The sequence below is a fragment of the Allobosea sp. P4_H5 genome (assembly GCF_056400825.1).
Genome location: NZ_JBFUKM010000020.1, coordinates 30,184 through 47,293, shown reverse-complemented (window position 1 = coordinate 47,293; position 17,110 = coordinate 30,184). Strand labels below are relative to the sequence as shown.

The 17,110-nt window shown below is 66.7% G+C and carries 14 protein-coding genes; 10 read left to right on the top strand and 4 right to left on the bottom strand.

Going from position 1 to position 17,110, the window contains the following annotated elements:
- Positions 1–3: 3 nt before the first annotated feature.
- From AC1DS0_RS29205 to AC1DS0_RS29160, 10 genes are all read left to right on the top strand, one after another.
- The gene (locus AC1DS0_RS29205) at positions 4–939 is read left to right on the top strand and encodes an ABC transporter permease (protein ID WP_476817717.1); all 936 of its coding nucleotides are present in this window, start codon (positions 4–6) and stop codon (positions 937–939) included.
- Complete coding sequence (locus tag AC1DS0_RS29200) at positions 932–1,897, top strand: ABC transporter permease (protein ID WP_476817716.1); 966 nt, start codon at positions 932–934, stop codon at positions 1,895–1,897. The genes AC1DS0_RS29205 and AC1DS0_RS29200 overlap by 8 nt, the downstream gene beginning before the upstream one ends.
- Positions 1,894–2,844 (top strand): ABC transporter ATP-binding protein, encoded by a 951-nt coding sequence (locus AC1DS0_RS29195; protein ID WP_476817715.1) that lies wholly within the window; start codon positions 1,894–1,896, stop codon positions 2,842–2,844. Before AC1DS0_RS29200 ends, AC1DS0_RS29195 begins: the two co-directional genes overlap by 4 nt.
- Before the next feature lies 1 nt (position 2,845).
- On the top strand, positions 2,846–3,835 hold the full coding sequence (locus AC1DS0_RS29190; RefSeq protein WP_476817714.1) for an ABC transporter ATP-binding protein: 990 nt from the start codon (positions 2,846–2,848) through the stop codon (positions 3,833–3,835).
- Entirely contained in the window at positions 3,832–5,940 is a 2,109-nt protein-coding gene (locus AC1DS0_RS29185; protein WP_476817713.1) for a hydantoinase/oxoprolinase family protein, read from the top strand. The genes AC1DS0_RS29190 and AC1DS0_RS29185 overlap by 4 nt, the downstream gene beginning before the upstream one ends.
- Before the next feature lie 4 nt (positions 5,941–5,944).
- Complete coding sequence (locus tag AC1DS0_RS29180) at positions 5,945–7,789, top strand: hydantoinase B/oxoprolinase family protein (RefSeq protein ID WP_476817712.1); 1,845 nt, start codon at positions 5,945–5,947, stop codon at positions 7,787–7,789.
- Positions 7,786–8,997, top strand: a complete 1,212-nt coding sequence (gene alr / locus AC1DS0_RS29175; RefSeq protein ID WP_476817711.1) for an alanine racemase — start codon at positions 7,786–7,788, stop codon at positions 8,995–8,997. The genes AC1DS0_RS29180 and alr overlap by 4 nt, the downstream gene beginning before the upstream one ends.
- The gene (locus AC1DS0_RS29170) at positions 8,990–10,066 is read left to right on the top strand and encodes a LacI family DNA-binding transcriptional regulator (RefSeq protein WP_476817710.1); all 1,077 of its coding nucleotides are present in this window, start codon (positions 8,990–8,992) and stop codon (positions 10,064–10,066) included. The genes alr and AC1DS0_RS29170 overlap by 8 nt, the downstream gene beginning before the upstream one ends.
- Before the next feature lie 30 nt (positions 10,067–10,096).
- Complete coding sequence (locus tag AC1DS0_RS29165; protein ID WP_476817709.1) at positions 10,097–11,029, top strand: pyridoxal-phosphate dependent enzyme; 933 nt, start codon at positions 10,097–10,099, stop codon at positions 11,027–11,029.
- Positions 11,030–11,093: 64 nt separating this feature from the next.
- A complete protein-coding gene (locus AC1DS0_RS29160; protein WP_476817708.1) occupies positions 11,094–11,657 on the top strand; it encodes a cysteine hydrolase family protein in 564 nt (187 codons plus the stop codon).
- A gap of 192 nt (positions 11,658–11,849) precedes the next feature.
- Here AC1DS0_RS29160 and AC1DS0_RS29155 read toward each other — a convergent pair whose 3' ends face one another.
- Genes AC1DS0_RS29155 through AC1DS0_RS29140 form a run of 4 tightly spaced genes read right to left on the bottom strand, consistent with a single transcriptional unit; the run spans position 11,850 to position 17,073 of the window.
- The gene (locus AC1DS0_RS29155; protein WP_476817707.1) at positions 11,850–13,511 is read right to left on the bottom strand and encodes a class I adenylate-forming enzyme family protein; all 1,662 of its coding nucleotides are present in this window, start codon (positions 13,509–13,511) and stop codon (positions 11,850–11,852) included.
- A 9-nt stretch (positions 13,512–13,520) separates the two neighbouring features.
- Positions 13,521–14,324, bottom strand: a complete 804-nt coding sequence (locus AC1DS0_RS29150; protein WP_476817706.1) for an enoyl-CoA hydratase/isomerase family protein — start codon at positions 14,322–14,324, stop codon at positions 13,521–13,523.
- An 8-nt stretch (positions 14,325–14,332) separates the two neighbouring features.
- Entirely contained in the window at positions 14,333–16,045 is a 1,713-nt protein-coding gene (locus AC1DS0_RS29145; protein ID WP_476817705.1) for an ABC transporter permease subunit, read from the bottom strand.
- Positions 16,042–17,073 carry an ABC transporter ATP-binding protein gene (locus tag AC1DS0_RS29140; RefSeq protein ID WP_476817704.1) on the bottom strand — a complete coding sequence of 344 codons (1,032 nt, stop codon included), beginning with the start codon at positions 17,071–17,073 and terminating at the stop codon, positions 16,042–16,044. The genes AC1DS0_RS29145 and AC1DS0_RS29140 overlap by 4 nt, the downstream gene beginning before the upstream one ends.
- Positions 17,074–17,110 lie beyond the last annotated feature (37 nt).

Genomic DNA, 17,110 nt, shown 5'->3' with positions numbered 1-17,110 from the left:
ACCATGTGGTTCGCGGGTCGAATACTCAGCAGTCTTGCGGTTCTCGTAGCTGTCAGCGCGGTGCTTTTTGCGCTCACGCGGCTGACGCCGTTGTCACCGGCGCGGATCGTGCTCGGCGCCGATGCCACCGCCGAGCAGATCCAGGCATTCGAGCATGACCGCGGTCTCGATCGCAGCCTGCCGGCGCAGTATTCGGCCTGGGTGGCGCAGCTTCCCCGGTCAGGGTTCGGGCAGTCCTACATCACCGGCCGCTCCATCGATCTCGAGCTCCTGGAAAGCCTGCCCGTCACGGTCGAGCTGGTAGCGGTCACCTTTCTGCTGACGCTCGCCGGCGCGATTCCGCTTGGTCTCATCGCTGCGCTGACCGAGGACCGCTGGCCGGACCATCTGATCCGCGTGCTGTCCCTGATGGCCGTGTCGGTTCCGGGATTCTGGCTTGCCCTGATCCTGGTCCGCGTCTTCGCCGTCAAGCTGGGCTGGGTGCCACCCATCGGGATCACACCGCTCGCCGAGGGCTGGCACGCCCATCTCGCCTCTCTGGTGCTGCCCGCCCTGTCGATAGCGCTCTATTATATCGGTGCGCTGAGCCGCCTGATGCGCGCCACCGTGATCGAGGTCCTGGGACAGGACTATGTCCGCACCGCGCATTCGCTCGGCCTGAGCCGGGGACTAGTGGCCCGCTACGTGGTCAAGAACGCGCTGCCGCCCTTCGTCAGCGTCGCCGGCATGTCGTTCGGCTACATGTTCGGCTGGGCGATCATCATCGAGCTGGTCTTCAACATACCCGGCCTGTCGCGGGCCTTGCTGACCGCCATCACGCAGCGCGACTACCCGATGATCCAGGCCACCGTCCTGGTCGTCACGGCGATGTTCATCGTCTCGAACCTCGTCGCCGATCTCATCCAAAGGCTGATCAACCCGAGGCTGCGACATGCTTGACGTCGTGCGCTCCACGGGATCTGCGTCGGCGGCAGGGGCCGCCAGTGCAAGGCGCCCGCGTCCGCTCGCCGGGCTTGCCGGTCTCGTGCGCCGCCTTGCCGGAACCCGGATCGGCCTGGTCGGCCTGGTGATCGTCGGCTTGCTCAGCCTGGCGGCGTTGTCGGCGCCCTGGCTGCCGCTACACGATCCGCTCGAGCTGATGATGGAGCATCGGCTGGAGTCCCCGAGCGCGTCGTTCCTTCTCGGCACGGACGAGATGGGGCGCGACATCTTCGCCAGGCTCGTATGGGGCGCGCGGAGTTCGCTGATGATCGGCGTGCTGACCGTCGCCATCGGACTCTCCGGCGGTCTCTTCGTCGGGACCCTGTCCGGCTATTACAGCGGGACGCTGGTCGAAAGCGTCCTGCTGGGCCTCATGGACATCTTCGCGGCGATTCCGCTGCTCGTCTGGGCCATTGCGATCGTCGGCATCTTCGGCACCGGGCCGGTGCAGCTGGGCCCGTTCCTGCTCCCGAACGAAGCCAAGATCGTCCTGCTCGTCGGGCTGCTCTTCATTCCCGGGCTGGCGCGTGTCGCCCGCGGCCTGGCCCTGGCCGAGGCCAGGGCGGATTATGTCGCGGCACGGCGCCTGCAGGGCGCGGGGGCGTGGTCGATCATGACCAGCGACATCCTGCCCAACATCCTCTCGCCGATCTTCGTGCAGGCGAGCGTGCTGATCGGCATCGGCATCATCATCGAGGCGTCACTGAGCTTCATCGGCCTCGGTGTGCAGCCGCCGACACCGAGCTGGGGCGGCATGCTGGCCGATGCGCGCTCGCTCGCCTTCTCGGACGAGTGGTGGGTCGCGACCTGGCCGGGCCTGGCCATCTTCATGGCCGTGATCGGCTTCAACCTGGTCGGCGATGCGCTCCGCACCGTTCTCGATCCCCGGCGGCGCGACGGAGGGCCGGCGCTATGACCGCTCCCGCGCTGTCCCTCACCGATCTGTCGGTCGCCTTCGGCCCCGAGATCGCAGCCCGCAAGGTCGTCCACGGCGTGACGCTTCAGGTCATGGCCGGCGAGAAGCTGGCGATCGTCGGCGAGTCGGGCTCCGGCAAGAGCGTCACGGCGCTCGCCGTCATGCACCAGCTTGGACGCGCCGGCCGCATCGTGGGCGGCTCGATGCGCCTCGACGGCGAGGACATCACCAGCCTGCCCGAAAGCGCCTGCCGGGACCTCCGCGGCCGCAAGGTGGCGATGATCTTCCAGGATCCGATGACCGCCCTCAATCCCGCCTTCACCGTCGGCCGTCAACTCGTGGACGCCATCCGCAGCCATGACGACCCCGGCCGCAAGGCGGCCTGGTCGGAGGCCGAGCAACTCCTCGCCAAGGTCGGCATCGACGACCCGCGCCGGCGTAGCGGCCAATATCCCCATGAGCTCAGCGGCGGCATGCGCCAGCGGGTCCTGATCGCCATGGCCATTGCCTGCCGGCCGCGCCTGCTGATCGCGGACGAGCCCACGACGGCGCTCGACGTTACCGTTCAGGCGCAGGTGGTCGCGCTGCTGCGCGATATCTGCGCCAGCTCCGGGATCGCCTTGCTGTTCATCTCGCACAATCTCGATCTGGTTGCGGAGTTCTGCGACCGGATCGCGGTGATGTATCGCGGCCGGATCGTCGAATCCGGCAGCGCCGAGGCGATCTTCAGCGCTCCGCGCCATCCCTATACGCGCCTCCTGCTGGACGCCGTGCCGCGACCGGGCCGCCCACTGCGGACGGCTGCCCCAGCGCCCCTGGCCGAGAGCCCGGGCGAGGGCGCTTGCGACTACTTCTCCCGCTGCCGCCTGGCGGATGTGGATTGCCATGTGCGGCCTGCCCTGCGGGGCGCGGGGACGCATTTGAGCGCCTGCTGGCGGAGCGCCTGACATGACGCACGCACGGGGATCTGCAGCACCGCTTCTGGCCGCCGCGAGCGCTGGCCGACGCTATCCGGTCGCGCATTCGCCGCTGGCGCGCCTGTTCGACCGGCGCACGACACCTGCGCTGCTGGGAGCGAGCTTCGAGGTCCAGGCCGGCGATGTCCTTGGGATCGTCGGCGAGAGCGGCAGTGGCAAGTCGACGCTCGCGCGGCTCCTTGTCGGTCTCGACCGCCCGAGCAGTGGCCGTGTTCTGTTCGAGGGACGCGATCTGTCCTCGTTCGCGGCCGCGGACTGGCAGCGTTTCCGCAACCGCGTCCAGTTCGTCTTTCAGGGTGCGCACACGGCGCTGAACCCTCGCAAGACCGTCGCGCGCAGCTTGAGCGAAGCCTTTCCGGAGCAGCCTACGCCCGGGGCGCTCAATGCCTTGCTGGCGCAGGTCAGCCTCGGGCCGGAGCTGCTGGAGCGGCTACCGCACCAATTGTCGGGCGGACAGAAGCAGCGCATCGGGATCGCCCGGGCCCTGGCGCGCCAGCCGGAGGTGCTGATCGCCGACGAGCCGACATCGGCGCTCGACGTTTCCGTGCAGAGCGAGATCGTCGCGCTGCTGCAGCAACTGCATCGCGAACGGCGGCTGACGCTGGTGATCATAAGCCATGATCTCGGGCTCGTCGGGGCGTTCTGCGACCGCGTGCTGGTCATGTATGCCGGACGCATCGTCGAGACGGGGCCCGCCGCACAAATTCTGGCGGAACCGGCGCATCCCTATACGCAGCGCCTGGTGGCCGCCATTCCGCGCGGGCTCGCCGGCCGCAATCGCCCGGCCGATCCGCCGCTGTCCGAGGCTGCCCGTCATGGCGGCTGTCCTTTCGAACCCCGTTGCAGCAACCGGATTCCGATCTGCGCGCAAGGTGAACCGCCCGAGGTCCGCCTCGGCGACCGGCTCGTCGCCTGCCACCTCGCGCCATCTCGGCCCATCATCGCGGAGACCAATCCATGACAACGCGCTCGTTTCGCGTGGGCGCCGATATCGGCGGCACGTTCACCGACATCACATTCCTGGAAAACGGGGAGACGGTTCATTCGTTCAAGCACCCGTCGACGCCGGACGATTACAGTCGCGGAATCGTCGAGGGCATCCTGGCGTTGCTCGAGCGCATCGGCGGCAAGGCGAGCGAGATCGAGGAGGTCGTGCACGCCACGACCGTGGCGACCAACGCCATCCTGGAAGGCAAGGGCGCCAAGACTGCGCTGCTGACGACGCGCGGGTTCCGGGATGTCCTCGAGCTCGGCCGGCTGCGCACGCCCGAGCTCTACAACCTCAACTACGAGAAGCCGACGCCGCTCGTGCCACGCCACAGGCGCTACGAGATTCCCGAGCGCATCGGTGCGCATGGCGAGGTCGTCCTGCCGCTCGACGAGAAGGCGGTGGCCGAGGTGGCGCGCCGCATCGCTGCCGACGGCACGCGCGCAGTCGCGGTGAGTTTCCTGCACGCCTATGCCAATCCGCAGCACGAGCGGCGGACCTGCGAGATCCTGACCGATATCCTCGGTCCGGATGTCTTCGTCTGCTGCTCCAGCGATGTCCTGCCGGAGATCCGCGAATACGAGCGAACCAGCACGGTGGTGGTCAATGCCTATCTCGGGCCGGTCGTGCGCTCCTATCTGCGGGCGTTGACGACCCGGCTGCGCGAGGCCGGCATCCACGCCCCGCTGCAGGTGATGCAGTCGAGCGGCGGCGTGATGAGCGCGCTGGCGGCGAGCGAGAAGCCGGCTTGCATCATCGAGTCCGGTCCCGCGGCCGGGGTCATCGCGGCGGCTCGCATCGGCGCGGCCGGCAGCTCCAACGACATCATCACCATCGACATGGGCGGCACCACCGCCAAGGCCGCGATCATCGAGCAGGGCCAGCCCGCTCGCACCACGGAGTACGAGGTCGGGGCCGGGATCAACATTTCGAGCAAACTGATCAAGGGCGGCGGACATGCTGTGAAGCTGCCGTTCATCGACGTCTCGGAGATCGGGGCCGGTGGCGGCAGCATCATCCGGGTCGATGCCGGCGGCCTGATCCAGGTCGGCCCCGACAGCGCCGGCGCGGTTCCGGGGCCGGCCTGCTATGGCGCGGGCGGATCCCGGCCGACGCTGACCGACGCGCTCGTCATGCTCGGCTACATCAATCCGGAATATATCGCCGGTGGCGCCGTACGCCTCGACGCCGAGCGTTCCCGGCAGGCGCTCAGCGAACAGGTCTGCGCGCCGACGGGCCTCGATCTCCAGTCCGCAGCGCATGGCGTCTACGCCATCGCGGCATCGACGATGATGCGCGCCGTCAAGGCCGTCTCGACCTATCGCGGGCGCGACCCGCGCGACTTCACCCTGTTCGCATTCGGCGGCAATGGTCCGGCCGTGGCGGCCGAGATCGCGCGCCTCCTCGACATGAAGCGCGTCGTCGTCCCGTCCCATCCCGGCGTCTTCAGCGCGCTCGGGCTGCTCTATTCGACGACCGAGCACGACCTGATGCAAACCTATTTCTGCGCTCTGGATGGGGTCGACACCGACGAGCTCGACATTGCCTACCGCAAGATCGAGACGAGCATGGTCGCCAGCCTGGAGACGGACGGGTTCGCGAAGGAAGACATCGAGATCGATCGGCTCGCGGACCTGCGTTACGCCGGGCAGGCCTATGAGCTGACGATCGGGGTGGCCCGTCATCCGGACGGGGCGATCGACATCGCGGCCACGAGCGAGGCATTCCATCGCGAGCACGAGCTGACCTATGGCCATGCCTCGGCGAACGATCCACTCGAAATCGTCAACATCCGCATCACCGGACGCCCTCATGGCGAGAGTGCCACGGCCTACCGGCCATCGCCCCCTCAGGCGCAGACGGCATCATCCGGTACCCAAGCGGCGCGGACCTGCTGGTTCGGCGCCGAATGGGGCCACCTGCCGACGCCGGTCATCACGCGCTGGGACCTCGCTGCCGGCGACCGGGAAAGCCCGCTGATCGTCGAGGAATACGACGCCACCTGCGTCGTGCCGCCCGGCTGGACCGCGGGCTTGGACGAACTGGGCAACCTCGTGCTCACAGCCTCCGAAAGGTAACGCCATGCTTGCCACGAATTCTGTTCCCGACCGGACGCGCTCCGATCCGGTGACGTTGGAGATCGTCAAGAACGCCCTTGCTTCGATCGCCGACGAGATGGCGCTCGTCATCCTGCGCAGCGCCTATTCGCCGATCGTCCGCGACTCGATGGATTATTCGACGGCGCTCTGCGACCGGGACGGGCTCATCATCGCGCAGGGCCTCACCAATCCCGTGCATCTCGGCTCGTTCCCGAGCGTGATGGCGAATATTCTCAAGCGCTTCGGCGGAAAGATGCAGCCGGGCGACGGCTACATCACCAACGATCCCTATGGCGCCGGCGGCATGCATCTGCCGGATGTCTACCTGGTCAAGCCGGTCTTCCATGACGGAGAGGTCGAGGGCTTCGTCGCCAGCCTCGTCCACCACACCGACCTTGGTGGCATGGCGCCGGGCAGCATGGCGCTCCATGCGACGGAAATCTTCCAGGAAGGCCTGCGGATTCCGCTGATCAAGGCCATGCATGACGACCGGATGGACGAGAACCTGCTCGCCTTTCTGGAGGTGAATTCGCGCATGCCGGAGCAGGTCCTGGGCGACCTGCGGGCTCAGATCGCCGCCTGCGCCGCGGCGGAGCGCGGCTTTGGCAAGGTGCTCGCCAAATATGGCGCGTTGCCGATGCGCGGCATGCTGGCCGAACTGCACGACTATGCGGAGCGGCTCGTCCGCGACGAGATCCGCGCCATGCCCGATGGCGTCTATGAGGCCGAGGATTTCATCGATGGCCTCGGCGAGGTTGGCGGGCCGATCCGCTTCAAGGTCGCGATCACCGTCGCCGGCGACGAGATCGAAATCGACTGGACCGGAACGAGCGGGGAGGTGCCAGGCGCCATCAACGGGCCCGTCGCGATTACCTATTCTGTCGCCTATGCCGCGTTGCGCTGCGCCGTTCAGGCGGCGGTACCGAACTGCGAGGGCTATGCCCGCCCGATCCGGGTCGTGGCGCCGCTCGGCACCATCGTCAATCCGCGTCCGCCTGCTGCCTGCGCTGCGCGCGGCGTCATGGCCTATCGGATGCTCGATGTGCTGTTCAACGCCTTCGCCCAGATCGTGCCCGACCGGATGCCGGCCGCCGGCGAGGGAGGCCCTTCGGCCATTTCGCTGAGCGGCGTCCACGATGGCAAGGCCTGGCTGATCACGGACGGAATTCTTGGAAGCTGGGGCGGCCGTGCCACCAAGGACGGCGTCGACGGGATCTCCAACCCCGGCGCCAACCTTTCGAACATGCCCGTGGAGCTGATCGAGGCACGCTATCCGCTGCGGATCGAGAGCTACGGTCTGGTTGCCAATTCGGGCGGTGCAGGGCGGCGGCGCGGCGGCATGGCGATCACGCGGTCGTATCGTATTCTTGGAAAAACTGCGGCCCTCACCGTCCGTTCGGACCGCCGCGCGCATCTGCCGCCGGGGCTGCTCGGCGGGTGTCCGGGATCGCCGTCCCTCAATATTCTCGATCACGGCGGCAAGGCCGAGCTCCTGCCGGTGATGCCGATGCGAACGCTTGCGCTGCACGAAGGTGATCTCTTCACGCATGTCGCTCCCGGCGGCGGAGGCAATGGCGATCCGCTGGAGCGCGATCCGGCGCAGGTGGCGGCCGATGTGCGTGACGGGCGCTTCACCGAAGTGTTTGCGCGCGACGTCTATGGGGTGGTGATCGACGCGGATGGCCGCGCGGATACCACCGCAACGAAGGCCCGCCGCGAGCGCCTGGCGACTGACCCCTCCGGGCCGGCCGCCGCCCAGCTTCGTCTTTTCATGGCGCGCAATCGCGGCTGGGCGCTGAGCGCGGAATGCGAAGGAGAAGCGGCATGACGGCGCACGCAGCGGTTCCGGATCTCGCTTCGAGCCTCGCGCGGACTGATTGCCGCCGGCATGATCGCGTTCGCTTGCTGCGTCCAAGCTGGGCGGAGCTCGATTTCGGCGCACTGAGCCGGAATGTCGCGGCAGCGCGCAAACGGGTGGGCCCGGATGTCCGCATCTATTTCGTCTGCAAGGGCGATGGTTTCGGCTTCGGAGCCGCGGCGGTCGCGAAGGCCGCGGAGCGGGCGGGCGTCGATGGCTTCTGCGCCGGCAGCCCGGATGAGGTCGTTTCGATCCGCAGCACCGGCACGACGCTCCCGGTCCTGCTGTTCGCCTCCACCATTCCGGCCGATCTGCCGGCTGCAGCTCGGCTCGGTGCCATGGTGACGGTGCAGAGCATCGCCGATGCGGAGGCGGTGATCGCCGCGGGCGAGGCTATCGAGGTCTTCGTCGAGGTTGATTGCGGTCTTGGCCGCTATGGCCTGCGCCGTGAGCAATGGCCCGGCGTGCTGCAGCGCCTTCGTGCCGCTGGTCATGTCACGGTTCGGGGCCTGTACTCGCATTTGAGCACGCCGGACGATCCCGCAACGAGTCGGGATCAGGCCGCACTCTTCCGGCAAGCGGCAGCCGATGCCGCCGCGGCCGGGCATGACGACCTCACCCTGATACTGGCATCGAGCCGCGTGGTGTTGGCCTATCCCGACATGCTCTTCAATGCAGTCGATCCCGGGCGGCTGATCTATGGCGGAGGGCTCGATGAGAACTGGATGGAGATCGGCGCCCTCTCGCCTTTGCTCAAGGCTGTGAAGTCCCGGATCATCCAGATCCAGGAGCATCCTCCCGGCACCGTGCTGGGAATCGGCTATGGCGCGCCGATCGCCATCGCACACGGCATGCGCACAGCGGTCGCACCCATCGGCTTCTGGGACGGGCTGAACCACATCCCGCCGCTGGGCGAAGTCCTGATCCGCGGCCGGCGCTGCCCTGTGCTCGGACGCCGGACCTTCCAGCATTCAGTCATCGATGTGACAGCGCTCGGCGATGTCTTGCTCGGCGACGAGGTCGTCGTCCTCGGTCAGCAGGGAAGCGAGGAGATCTCGATCCATGATCTCGCCAAGGCGATCGGCATTCCCGTCATCGAACTGGTTCCCCGGCTCGCACGGTGCCTGCCGCACGTGTATGTCGGCCAGGCGCAGGAAGAGGGCGGTTCGTGTGAGTGAGGAAAGGGCGGGGCAAGCGACCAGCGAGGCCAAGGCTGTCACGATCAAGGATGTCGCCAGCCGGGCCGGGGTCGGCCTCGGTACCGTTTCGCGCGTCCTCAACGGAAACGAGAATGTCGCGCCCCAGTTGCGCGACCAGGTCTTCAGAGCCGTTCAGGAGCTCGGCTATCATCCCAATTCGGTCGCGCGCTCCATGCGGCTCGGCAAGAGCTACGCTGTCGGCTGCCTCGTCACCGATATCAGGCAGCCGATCGCGGCCGAAATGATCGCGGCAGCGGAGACGACGCTCGGCCGGGCCGGCTACACGCTGATCGTCGCGAGCACCCATTTCGACAACAGGCGAGAAGCCGAGATTCTGTCGTTGATGCAGAACCGCGTCGTCGACGGCATGCTTCTAGCCGTCAATCGCGACAACGACCCGGATGTCACGCAGCGGCTCGCCGCGATCAACATCCCCATGGTGCTGTGGGAACGCAATCCGAGCGGTGGTTTCGACACCGTTCTGACCGAGCATCGGCACGGCGCCCGCAGCGCGACCGCGCATCTGCTGCAACTTGGGCACCGCGAGATCGCGCTCGTCGCCGGTCATCTCGATACCTGGGTCGGCCGAGAGCAAAAGGCCGGCCTTGATGCCGCGTTCGCAGATCGTGGGCTGGAGCAGGCCGCAGGTCTGGTCTTCGAGGTTGGCGCGTTCAAGGCGCGCGAACTGGAGGCGTTATGTCGTCGCGAACGGCCGATCACGGCCATCATCGCCAATATCGACGAAATCCCCGGTATCCTGCGCTTTTGCGCGAAGCGCGGCCTGGTTCTGCCGCGCGACTTGTCGATCGTTTCGATCGGTGACGCCAGCATTCTGGAGGTGATGACGCCGTCGATCACGGCCGTGCGCGGCAATGGCACGAAGGTGGCGCAACTTGCAGCCAATCTTCTGCTGAAAAAAATGTCCGACAAGCAATCCGAGACGGCGCCGGAGCGCCTGTCCGTCGGGATGCAACTCAAGGTCCGGCATTCCACCGCACCCTTGAACAAGGGTGGCGGGCCTGGCTTGCGCAGCCCGGACCGTGCCTGAGCCCTGATCGCTCATGATGGGAAGGCCATGATGTCCCTCCATGTCAGAACGCCTACCTATTGCTCATCGCCTCTCTCCCGCGCGAGCGGATGCAAGGTCTGGCTGAAGCTCGAATCCCTTCAGCCGACGGGATCGTTCAAGCTGCGCGGCATCGGCCTTGCGTGCCAGCACCATGCGAGCCGCGGGGTCGAACGTTTCGTCAGCTCGTCCGGCGGCAACGCCGGGATAGCCGCCGCCTATGCCGGGCGTGAGCTTGGCATCCCGGTGACGGTGGTCGTCCCCGAGACGACACCGCCAAGGGCGCGTCGCCTGATCTCCGACATGAGTGCCGAAATCCTGGTCCACGGCGCGTCCTGGCAGGAGGCGAACGAGCACGCGCTGGCGATGCTGACGGCCAGCGATGCGTTCATCCACCCTTTCGACGATCCGGTGGTCTGGCAGGGGCATTCGACGATCATCGACGAAGTGGTCGAGGCGGGCGTGCAGCCCGACCTCGTCGTCCTTTCTGTCGGCGGCGGGGGATTGCTCAGCGGCGTCGTCGAAGGCTTGCAGCGCCACAAGCTGACGACGCCCGTTCTTACTGTGGGGACGATCGGTGCCTCCTGCCTCGCCCAATCGGCTGCCCGGAGCGAACGCATCGTTCTGCCGGCGATCGACAGCATCGCCACCTCGCTCGGCGCTCGCCAGGTGGCGGCGCATGCGTTCGCCGTGCTGTCGAAGCACCGCATCGGCTGCGCCGTGGTGTCGGATCTTCAGGCGGTCGACGGCTGCCTGCGCTTCCTCGACGACCATCGCATTCTCGTCGAACCGGCCTGCGGAGCCAGCATTGCCACGATCTACGAGCAGGTGGCGGAACTCGCCGATTTCCAGAACATCCTGGTCATCGTGTGTGGCGGGGCGATAGCGACCGTGGAGCAGTTGATTGCGTGGGGTCGCAGCCTCGCGTCAGCGAACGCTTCCTGAGTTCAAGTCGAGCTGTGCGTACGAGCTACGGGGCGCGGTTCAAATCTAGCGCGGGATGATTGCGATGCCGGTCGATTTTCAGGGTAGTTTCATCGAGAGGGCGGCTCTCGTCGTCATGCACTACCAGGTCGATGTGTTCGACATCCTGTTCGGGGAGCAGCCATCGCCCTTGCTGGATCGTTGCAACGCCTTGATCCGGCGTTGGCGCTCCACCGGCCGGCCGGTGCTCTTCCCGAATTTTTCGTTGGGCGAAGGCTATGAGCATGCACCACCGGCGAGCAACCGCCAGATCACCCCTTATCTCCCGAGCGGGCGGTTTCGGACCGGACTGCCCGTCGCAGGACTGGCGGTGGAGAAAGGAGACCTCTTCTACGCATGTCCGCGAGCCAGCGTCTTTCATGGCACGTCACTCGACGCCGACCTGCGGACGCGCGGCGTAAGCACGCTCGTCATGGCCGGGATAAGCACGACGGGCGTCGTTCTTTCGAGCGTCGCCTGGGCCAGCGATGCAGATTACGATGTGCATCTGGTCGAAGACTGCTGCTACGATCCTGATCAGGACGCGCATGAGGCCCTGTTCCGCTCAGGCTTCGGAGGGCGTGTGCAGGTGGTGAGCGGGATGCGTTGAGGCGCTGCGGAACCTGCGGCGCCTCGGCTGCCGTAAACCGCCAACCGATAGCGATTTGCAGCCGACCAAGCTTGAACCAGCCGGAACCCGACGCGAGGTTCGCCTTGAAGGCGTGGTCCTGCGTGTCGGCCGCGAGTTGGCGCCTTGCGGCGAGGCCGAACGCAAGCTGTATGCGTAGGATCGCGCTCGGAGCTATCGGGGCGAGGCTGTCGAGTCTTCCGCATCCCAGGCATCCGCACGCAGATCGTCGACGCCAGCTAGCAGGTTGCGCTTTTCGATTTTGTTGGAAACAGTTCGCGGGAAATTCTCGACATAGGCGTAAAAGCGCGGAACCTTGAAGGCAGCCAGGCCCTTGCGGGCATGTGCCAGGATCGCCTCGGCCGGCAGATCCGTCGGCAAAAGGCCGGGCTTGAGCTGCACGTAAATCTTGACCTCTTCACCTCGCTTGATGTCCGGCACCGGCACCGCCGCGCAATCCTCCACCTGCGGCAGTTCGCGGATCACAGCCTCGACCTCGCGCGCGGCGATGTTCTCCGAGGAACGGCGGATCATGTCCTTGAGCCGCCCGACCAGCCAGAGAAAGCCATTCTCGTCGCCTTCGAACAGATCACCGGTCCGGAACCAGCGAAAACCGCCGTCGTCCGCGTCGCGAAATGCTTCCGCGTCGGCGTCAGCGCGGTTCCAATAGCCCTTGAGCAGACCGCGCCCGCGCACCCAGAGCTCTCCGCGCTGGCCGGGTAAAACCACCCTGCCGTCCTCGTCACGGATCGTGGTTTCACGGAACGGCCCGTCGATTCCGACGGAGCCGGAATCGTACATCGCCTCGAAGCTCGCCGGCATCAGCGTGCCGAGGCCGATCTCGGTCATGCCGAAGCCCTCGCGCGCCATGACGCCAAAGCGCCGCTTGAAGGCCCGGCAGGTCTCGCCGTCCCAGCCGAAGCTGGCGACCTGCCTGAGTGCGGTCGATCCGTCATCCGGCTCTTCAGGCTGGCGGGTCATCAGGATCGGGAACTGGCACCACTCGATGCCGTATTGCTTCACCCAGCCGATGAAACGCGAGGAGGAGAGCTGCGGGGCGATGAACAGCGTGCCGCCGAGCACCATGGTCTTCAGCAGGTGCCATTGCGGATCCATGTAGAAGAAGGGCTGGGCCGTCATCAGGCGCAGGGCCGGCTCGGCGTCCCACCCTGCTGCACTCTGAGCTAACACCATCCAGTAGTCGTGGCTGAGCATGCAGCCCTTCGGGAAACCCGTGGTGCCGGATGTGTATTGGATGTTCATCAGGTCGTCCGGGCCGATGCCTGGATCGACGGGCGCAGCGTCCGAGGCTTCCGCGGCAAGTGCATCGAAATCGATCATGCCCGGCCTTGCCTTGCCGTCGGGCACCAGCGTTCGAGCCATCGAGGGCAGCCGGTCGCGATCCTCGACCGCCGCGAGCGTATCCAGATGAGCCGGATCGATGATCAACGCCGCCGCGCCGGAATCGCCGGCGACATAGGCGATCTCGCGTGGCGTGTAGCGTGCGTTGACCGGCACATGGATCGCGCCGAGCTTGGCCAGCGCCAGAAACAGCAAGGGGTAGAGGATCCGGTTCGGCAGCATGACAGCGACCCGGTCGCCCTTGCCGATGCCGAGGCCGGCGAGCGCATTCGCGATCCGGTTCGAAGCCCGGTCCGCCTGCGCATAGGTCGCGGTCTCGCCTCGATCGAACACCTCCAGAAAAGGCTTGTCGCCAAGCTCGGCGGCGCGCTTACGGCAGAATTCCCCGATCGTGGTGGTGAGGAAGCCCGCCTCGAGCGTCTTGATGCGAGCCTTTTCCGCCGCGAGCTCCGCAACGCTTATTTTTGTCGTCATCGCGCCGGCCTATTGCTGGTCGTCGTTCTTGCGGAAGAAGCCGGTGCCGGCGCCGGGGCCGTCATAGGCGACACGCTGGAAGCGGAAGAGCGTGCCGGCATAGTCCGTCGCCTGCTCGCGCGGCATGTCCATCGCCCGGTTGTAGGTTTCGAGTTCGACCTGCACAGCGACCGGCGGATGCTTCGCGATCGCCTCCGCCATCGCCTGCGCTTCGGATGCCAATCGTTCCGGCTGGACGACCCTGTTGATCAGGTGGACCGAAAGCGCCTTGGCGGCGTCGATCCGCTCCCCGAGCAGCAGCATCTCCATCGCGACCGCCTGCGGGACGATACGGCCGAGACGCGTCATCGCGCCGGCGCCGCCCATGCCATAGGCGATCTCGGGAAAGCCGAACTGCGCGCGTTCCGTCGCGATCCTGAGCTCGGTCAGCAGCAGCAGGTAGATCAACCCCTGGCCGAGGCAATACCGGTCGACCGCGCCGATGATCGGCTTCACGCGGCGCAGGCGCATGACGTCCTGCTCCCAGCCTGGGCGCGTCAGCCCGGTGCGCTCCTCATGGCAGTGCGGGGACAGATGCGCTTCCAAAGCCTCCTGCGGGGTGAGCTCCGGCAGAATAGTGCGGATATCGTCGCCGGCACAGAAGCTCTCGCCGGCCGAGCCGGTCAGGATGCCGACCCGGATGGCCGGGTCGCGGTTGAAGTCGACCAGCGCGTCGTGAAGCTCGCGATGCATCGCCGGGGTGAAGACGTTCACCTTGCCATTGTCGATGGTGAAGGTGGCGACGGCACCGGCCTTGGAATAGCTGAGCGGCATGGGGATCCTCAGGAAGCGGGACGCAGGCGCGCGGCGAGCAGCACGAGCGCGCTCATCACGAGCAGGACGAGGGTGGAGACGGCAGCCAGCAGTGGCGAAAAGCGCAGAGTCGCCTCGTCCCACATCAACTTGGGCAGCGTCGACTGCAGCCCGCCGGAGGCGAAGAGCGCGACATTGAGCTCGTCGAGCGAGATCACGAAGGCGAACAGCGACGCCGAGACGATGCCGCCGGCGATCAGCGGCAGCGTCACGCGACGCGCCGTCACCAGCGGCGATGCACCGAGCGAGGCCGCCGCCTGATCGAGGCGCCGGTCATAGGTCTTGAGCACGGCCGTGACGGCGATGAAGACATAAGGCAGCGCGATCACCGCATGCCCGATGACCAATCCGGCGACTGTGCCGACGAGGCCGAGCCTGGCGTAGACGTAGAACAGCGCAACCGCGATCACCATGCGCGGCACCAGCAGCGGCGCGATCATCGCGGCGAAGGCCGCGCTCGCCCTGCCACCCTGGAGCCGCTGGAAGGCCAGGGCCGCCGGCACCGCCACCACAAGGCAGAGCACCGTGGTCAGCAGGGCGACAATGAAGGAGCGGCCGGCTGCGTCGAGCCAGACCGGCGAGGAGAATACCTCCCGGTACCAGCGCAAATCGATGCCAGCTGGAGGCCAGGACAGGAACTCCTGCCGAGAGAAAGAAACCGGCAGCAGCAGCAACAGCGGCACGACGAGGAACAGGACCGCGAGGATGGCGAGCCCCTTCGTCCCGACACCTCCCTCTCCGGGCCTGGGCGGGGCCAGGCGCAAGGTCTCCGCCAGCCATGCAGCGAGATCTCCCAGCACTCCGCAGATCTGGCGCCCCACGCCGCTCCCGGCAGATGCGTTGCGGCCAGCCTCGCCCGACAGGGTCGAGAGGCCGACGGCCTTGTCGAACAGCACGAACAGGACGAGTGCGGTGGCAAGAAGCAGCAGGCAGAGAATGGCGGCAAAGGGCCAGTTCACCAATTCCATCACCTGCTGGATGACGAGCTGCGTGATCATCGTCTCGCGCGCGCTGCCGAGCAGGGCCGGAGCCATGAAGAACCCGAGTGCCGTGATGAAGATCAGCAGCGCCGAAGCCGTGACGCCCGGCATGGACAGCGGCAGGTAAACGCGGAAGAAGGCCTGCACCGGCCGTGCCCCGAGCGTGCCCGCCGCGACCATCAGGCCGCGGTCGATCCGCTCCATCACGCCGACCATGGTGAGGATCGCGAAGGGGACCAGCACATTGGTCATGCCGATCACGACCGCCGCCCAGCCATAGAGCAGGTCCAGCGGCTGATCGCTCAAGCCCGCCGAGACAAGTGCGGCATTGACCGGGCCCTGCCGGCCCAGGATCACGATCCAGGCGAAGGTGCGCACGAGAAAACTCGACCAGAACGGCAGCAGGACGAACAGCGCCCAGGTCGATTTGCGCCGGGGGTCGGCGTTGGCGAGCACATAAGCCACGGGATAGCCGACGAGCACGCTGAAGACCGTCACCCACAGCGAGATCTTCACTGTCGTGATCATCACCTGCACATAGGTGCCGGCCGCCCACATCCGGCCGACATGGTCCAGCGTCAACGCGCCGTCACGATCGAGGAAGCCCTGGACCAGGAACCCGCCGATCGGCGCGACGAAGAACAGGCCGAGCAGCAGGGCGGCAGGCGCGAAGGGCAGGAGGTGCCGGCCGAGACGGGTCACGACGCACGCTCCGTCAAGGGCACGACGTCTTCCGGGGCAACCGTCAGCGCAACGTCGGTCCCGACCTCGACCGGCCTGCCGCCGCCGAGGACGGTCATGGTGAGCCCGGCAGCGAGATCGCCAGCGATCGACAGGCGCCGCACCGCTCCCAGATCGATGACGTCGACGACCTTGCCTTGCAGCTGCGCGACGTCCGACATCCCTGCGAAGTGCAGCCTTTCCGGGCGGATCAGGACGGTGACCGACTGTCCTTCCGCAGGCAGGCGATCACCATGGGCCGTTGCCAGCAGCTGTTCACCGATCCTGATACGCCCACCGGCGACGATGCCGTCGATCAGGTTGCTTTCGCCGACGAAGCCCGCGGCGAAGCGCGTGCGTGGCCGCTCGTAGAGCGCAGCCGGCGTGTCGATCTGCTCGACTCGCGCCTCGTTCATCAGGCAGACGCGGTCGGAGAGCAGCATCGCCTCGTCCTGATCATGCGTGACGTAGACGATGGTCTTCTTCAGCTCGGCGTGGAGCTTGCGGATCTCGAGCTTGAGCTCGTCGCGCAGCTTCTTGTCGAGAGCGCCGAGGGGCTCGTCCATCAGCACGAGCTGCGGGTCGAAAACGATGGCGCGCGCGAAGGCGACGCGTTGCTGCTGCCCGCCGGAAAGCTCTCGTGGCAAGCGTCCGGCGAGATGGCCGAGTCGCACCAGCTCGAGCGCGCGGCCGACAGCGCTCTTGAGCTCGCTCTCCAAGCGTTTGCGCATGCGCAAGGGAAAGGCGACGTTCTCGAAGACGCTGAGATGCGGAAACAGCGCATAGTTCTGGAAGACCACGCCGATCTCGCGTCGATAAGCCGGCTTGCCGGTGATCTCCTCCCCATCCAGCAGGATCTCGCCGCCGGAGGTCTCGGTGAGACCGGCGATCATCATCAGCAGCGTCGTCTTGCCCGAGCCGGACGGTCCCAGCAGGGTCAGGAACTCACCGGCAGCGACCTGCAAATTGGTCGGGTTCAGTGCGACCGCCTCGCCATAGCGCTTGGCCACGCTGCGAATATCGAGCTTTGGATGGGTCAAAGGACTA

Bases quoted from the DNA above. Each gene is read 5' to 3' on its own strand.
- AC1DS0_RS29180 (WP_476817712.1), top strand. From the start codon at position 5,945: ATGCTTGCCACGAATTCTGTTCCCGACCGGACGCGCTCCGATCCGGTG.
- AC1DS0_RS29205 (WP_476817717.1), top strand. From the start codon at position 4: ATGTGGTTCGCGGGTCGAATACTCAGCAGTCTTGCGGTTCTCGTAGCT.
- AC1DS0_RS29200 (WP_476817716.1), top strand. From the start codon at position 932: ATGCTTGACGTCGTGCGCTCCACGGGATCTGCGTCGGCGGCAGGGGCC.
- AC1DS0_RS29150 (WP_476817706.1), bottom strand. From the start codon at position 14,324: ATGCCGCTCAGCTATTCCAAGGCCGGTGCCGTCGCCACCTTCACCATC.
- AC1DS0_RS29195 (WP_476817715.1), top strand. From the start codon at position 1,894: ATGACCGCTCCCGCGCTGTCCCTCACCGATCTGTCGGTCGCCTTCGGC.
- AC1DS0_RS29155 (WP_476817707.1), bottom strand. From the start codon at position 13,511: ATGACGACAAAAATAAGCGTTGCGGAGCTCGCGGCGGAAAAGGCTCGC.
- AC1DS0_RS29165 (WP_476817709.1), top strand. From the start codon at position 10,097: ATGTCCCTCCATGTCAGAACGCCTACCTATTGCTCATCGCCTCTCTCC.
- AC1DS0_RS29190 (WP_476817714.1), top strand. From the start codon at position 2,846: ATGACGCACGCACGGGGATCTGCAGCACCGCTTCTGGCCGCCGCGAGC.
- AC1DS0_RS29185 (WP_476817713.1), top strand. From the start codon at position 3,832: ATGACAACGCGCTCGTTTCGCGTGGGCGCCGATATCGGCGGCACGTTC.
- AC1DS0_RS29160 (WP_476817708.1), top strand. From the start codon at position 11,094: ATGCCGGTCGATTTTCAGGGTAGTTTCATCGAGAGGGCGGCTCTCGTC.
- alr (WP_476817711.1), top strand. From the start codon at position 7,786: ATGACGGCGCACGCAGCGGTTCCGGATCTCGCTTCGAGCCTCGCGCGG.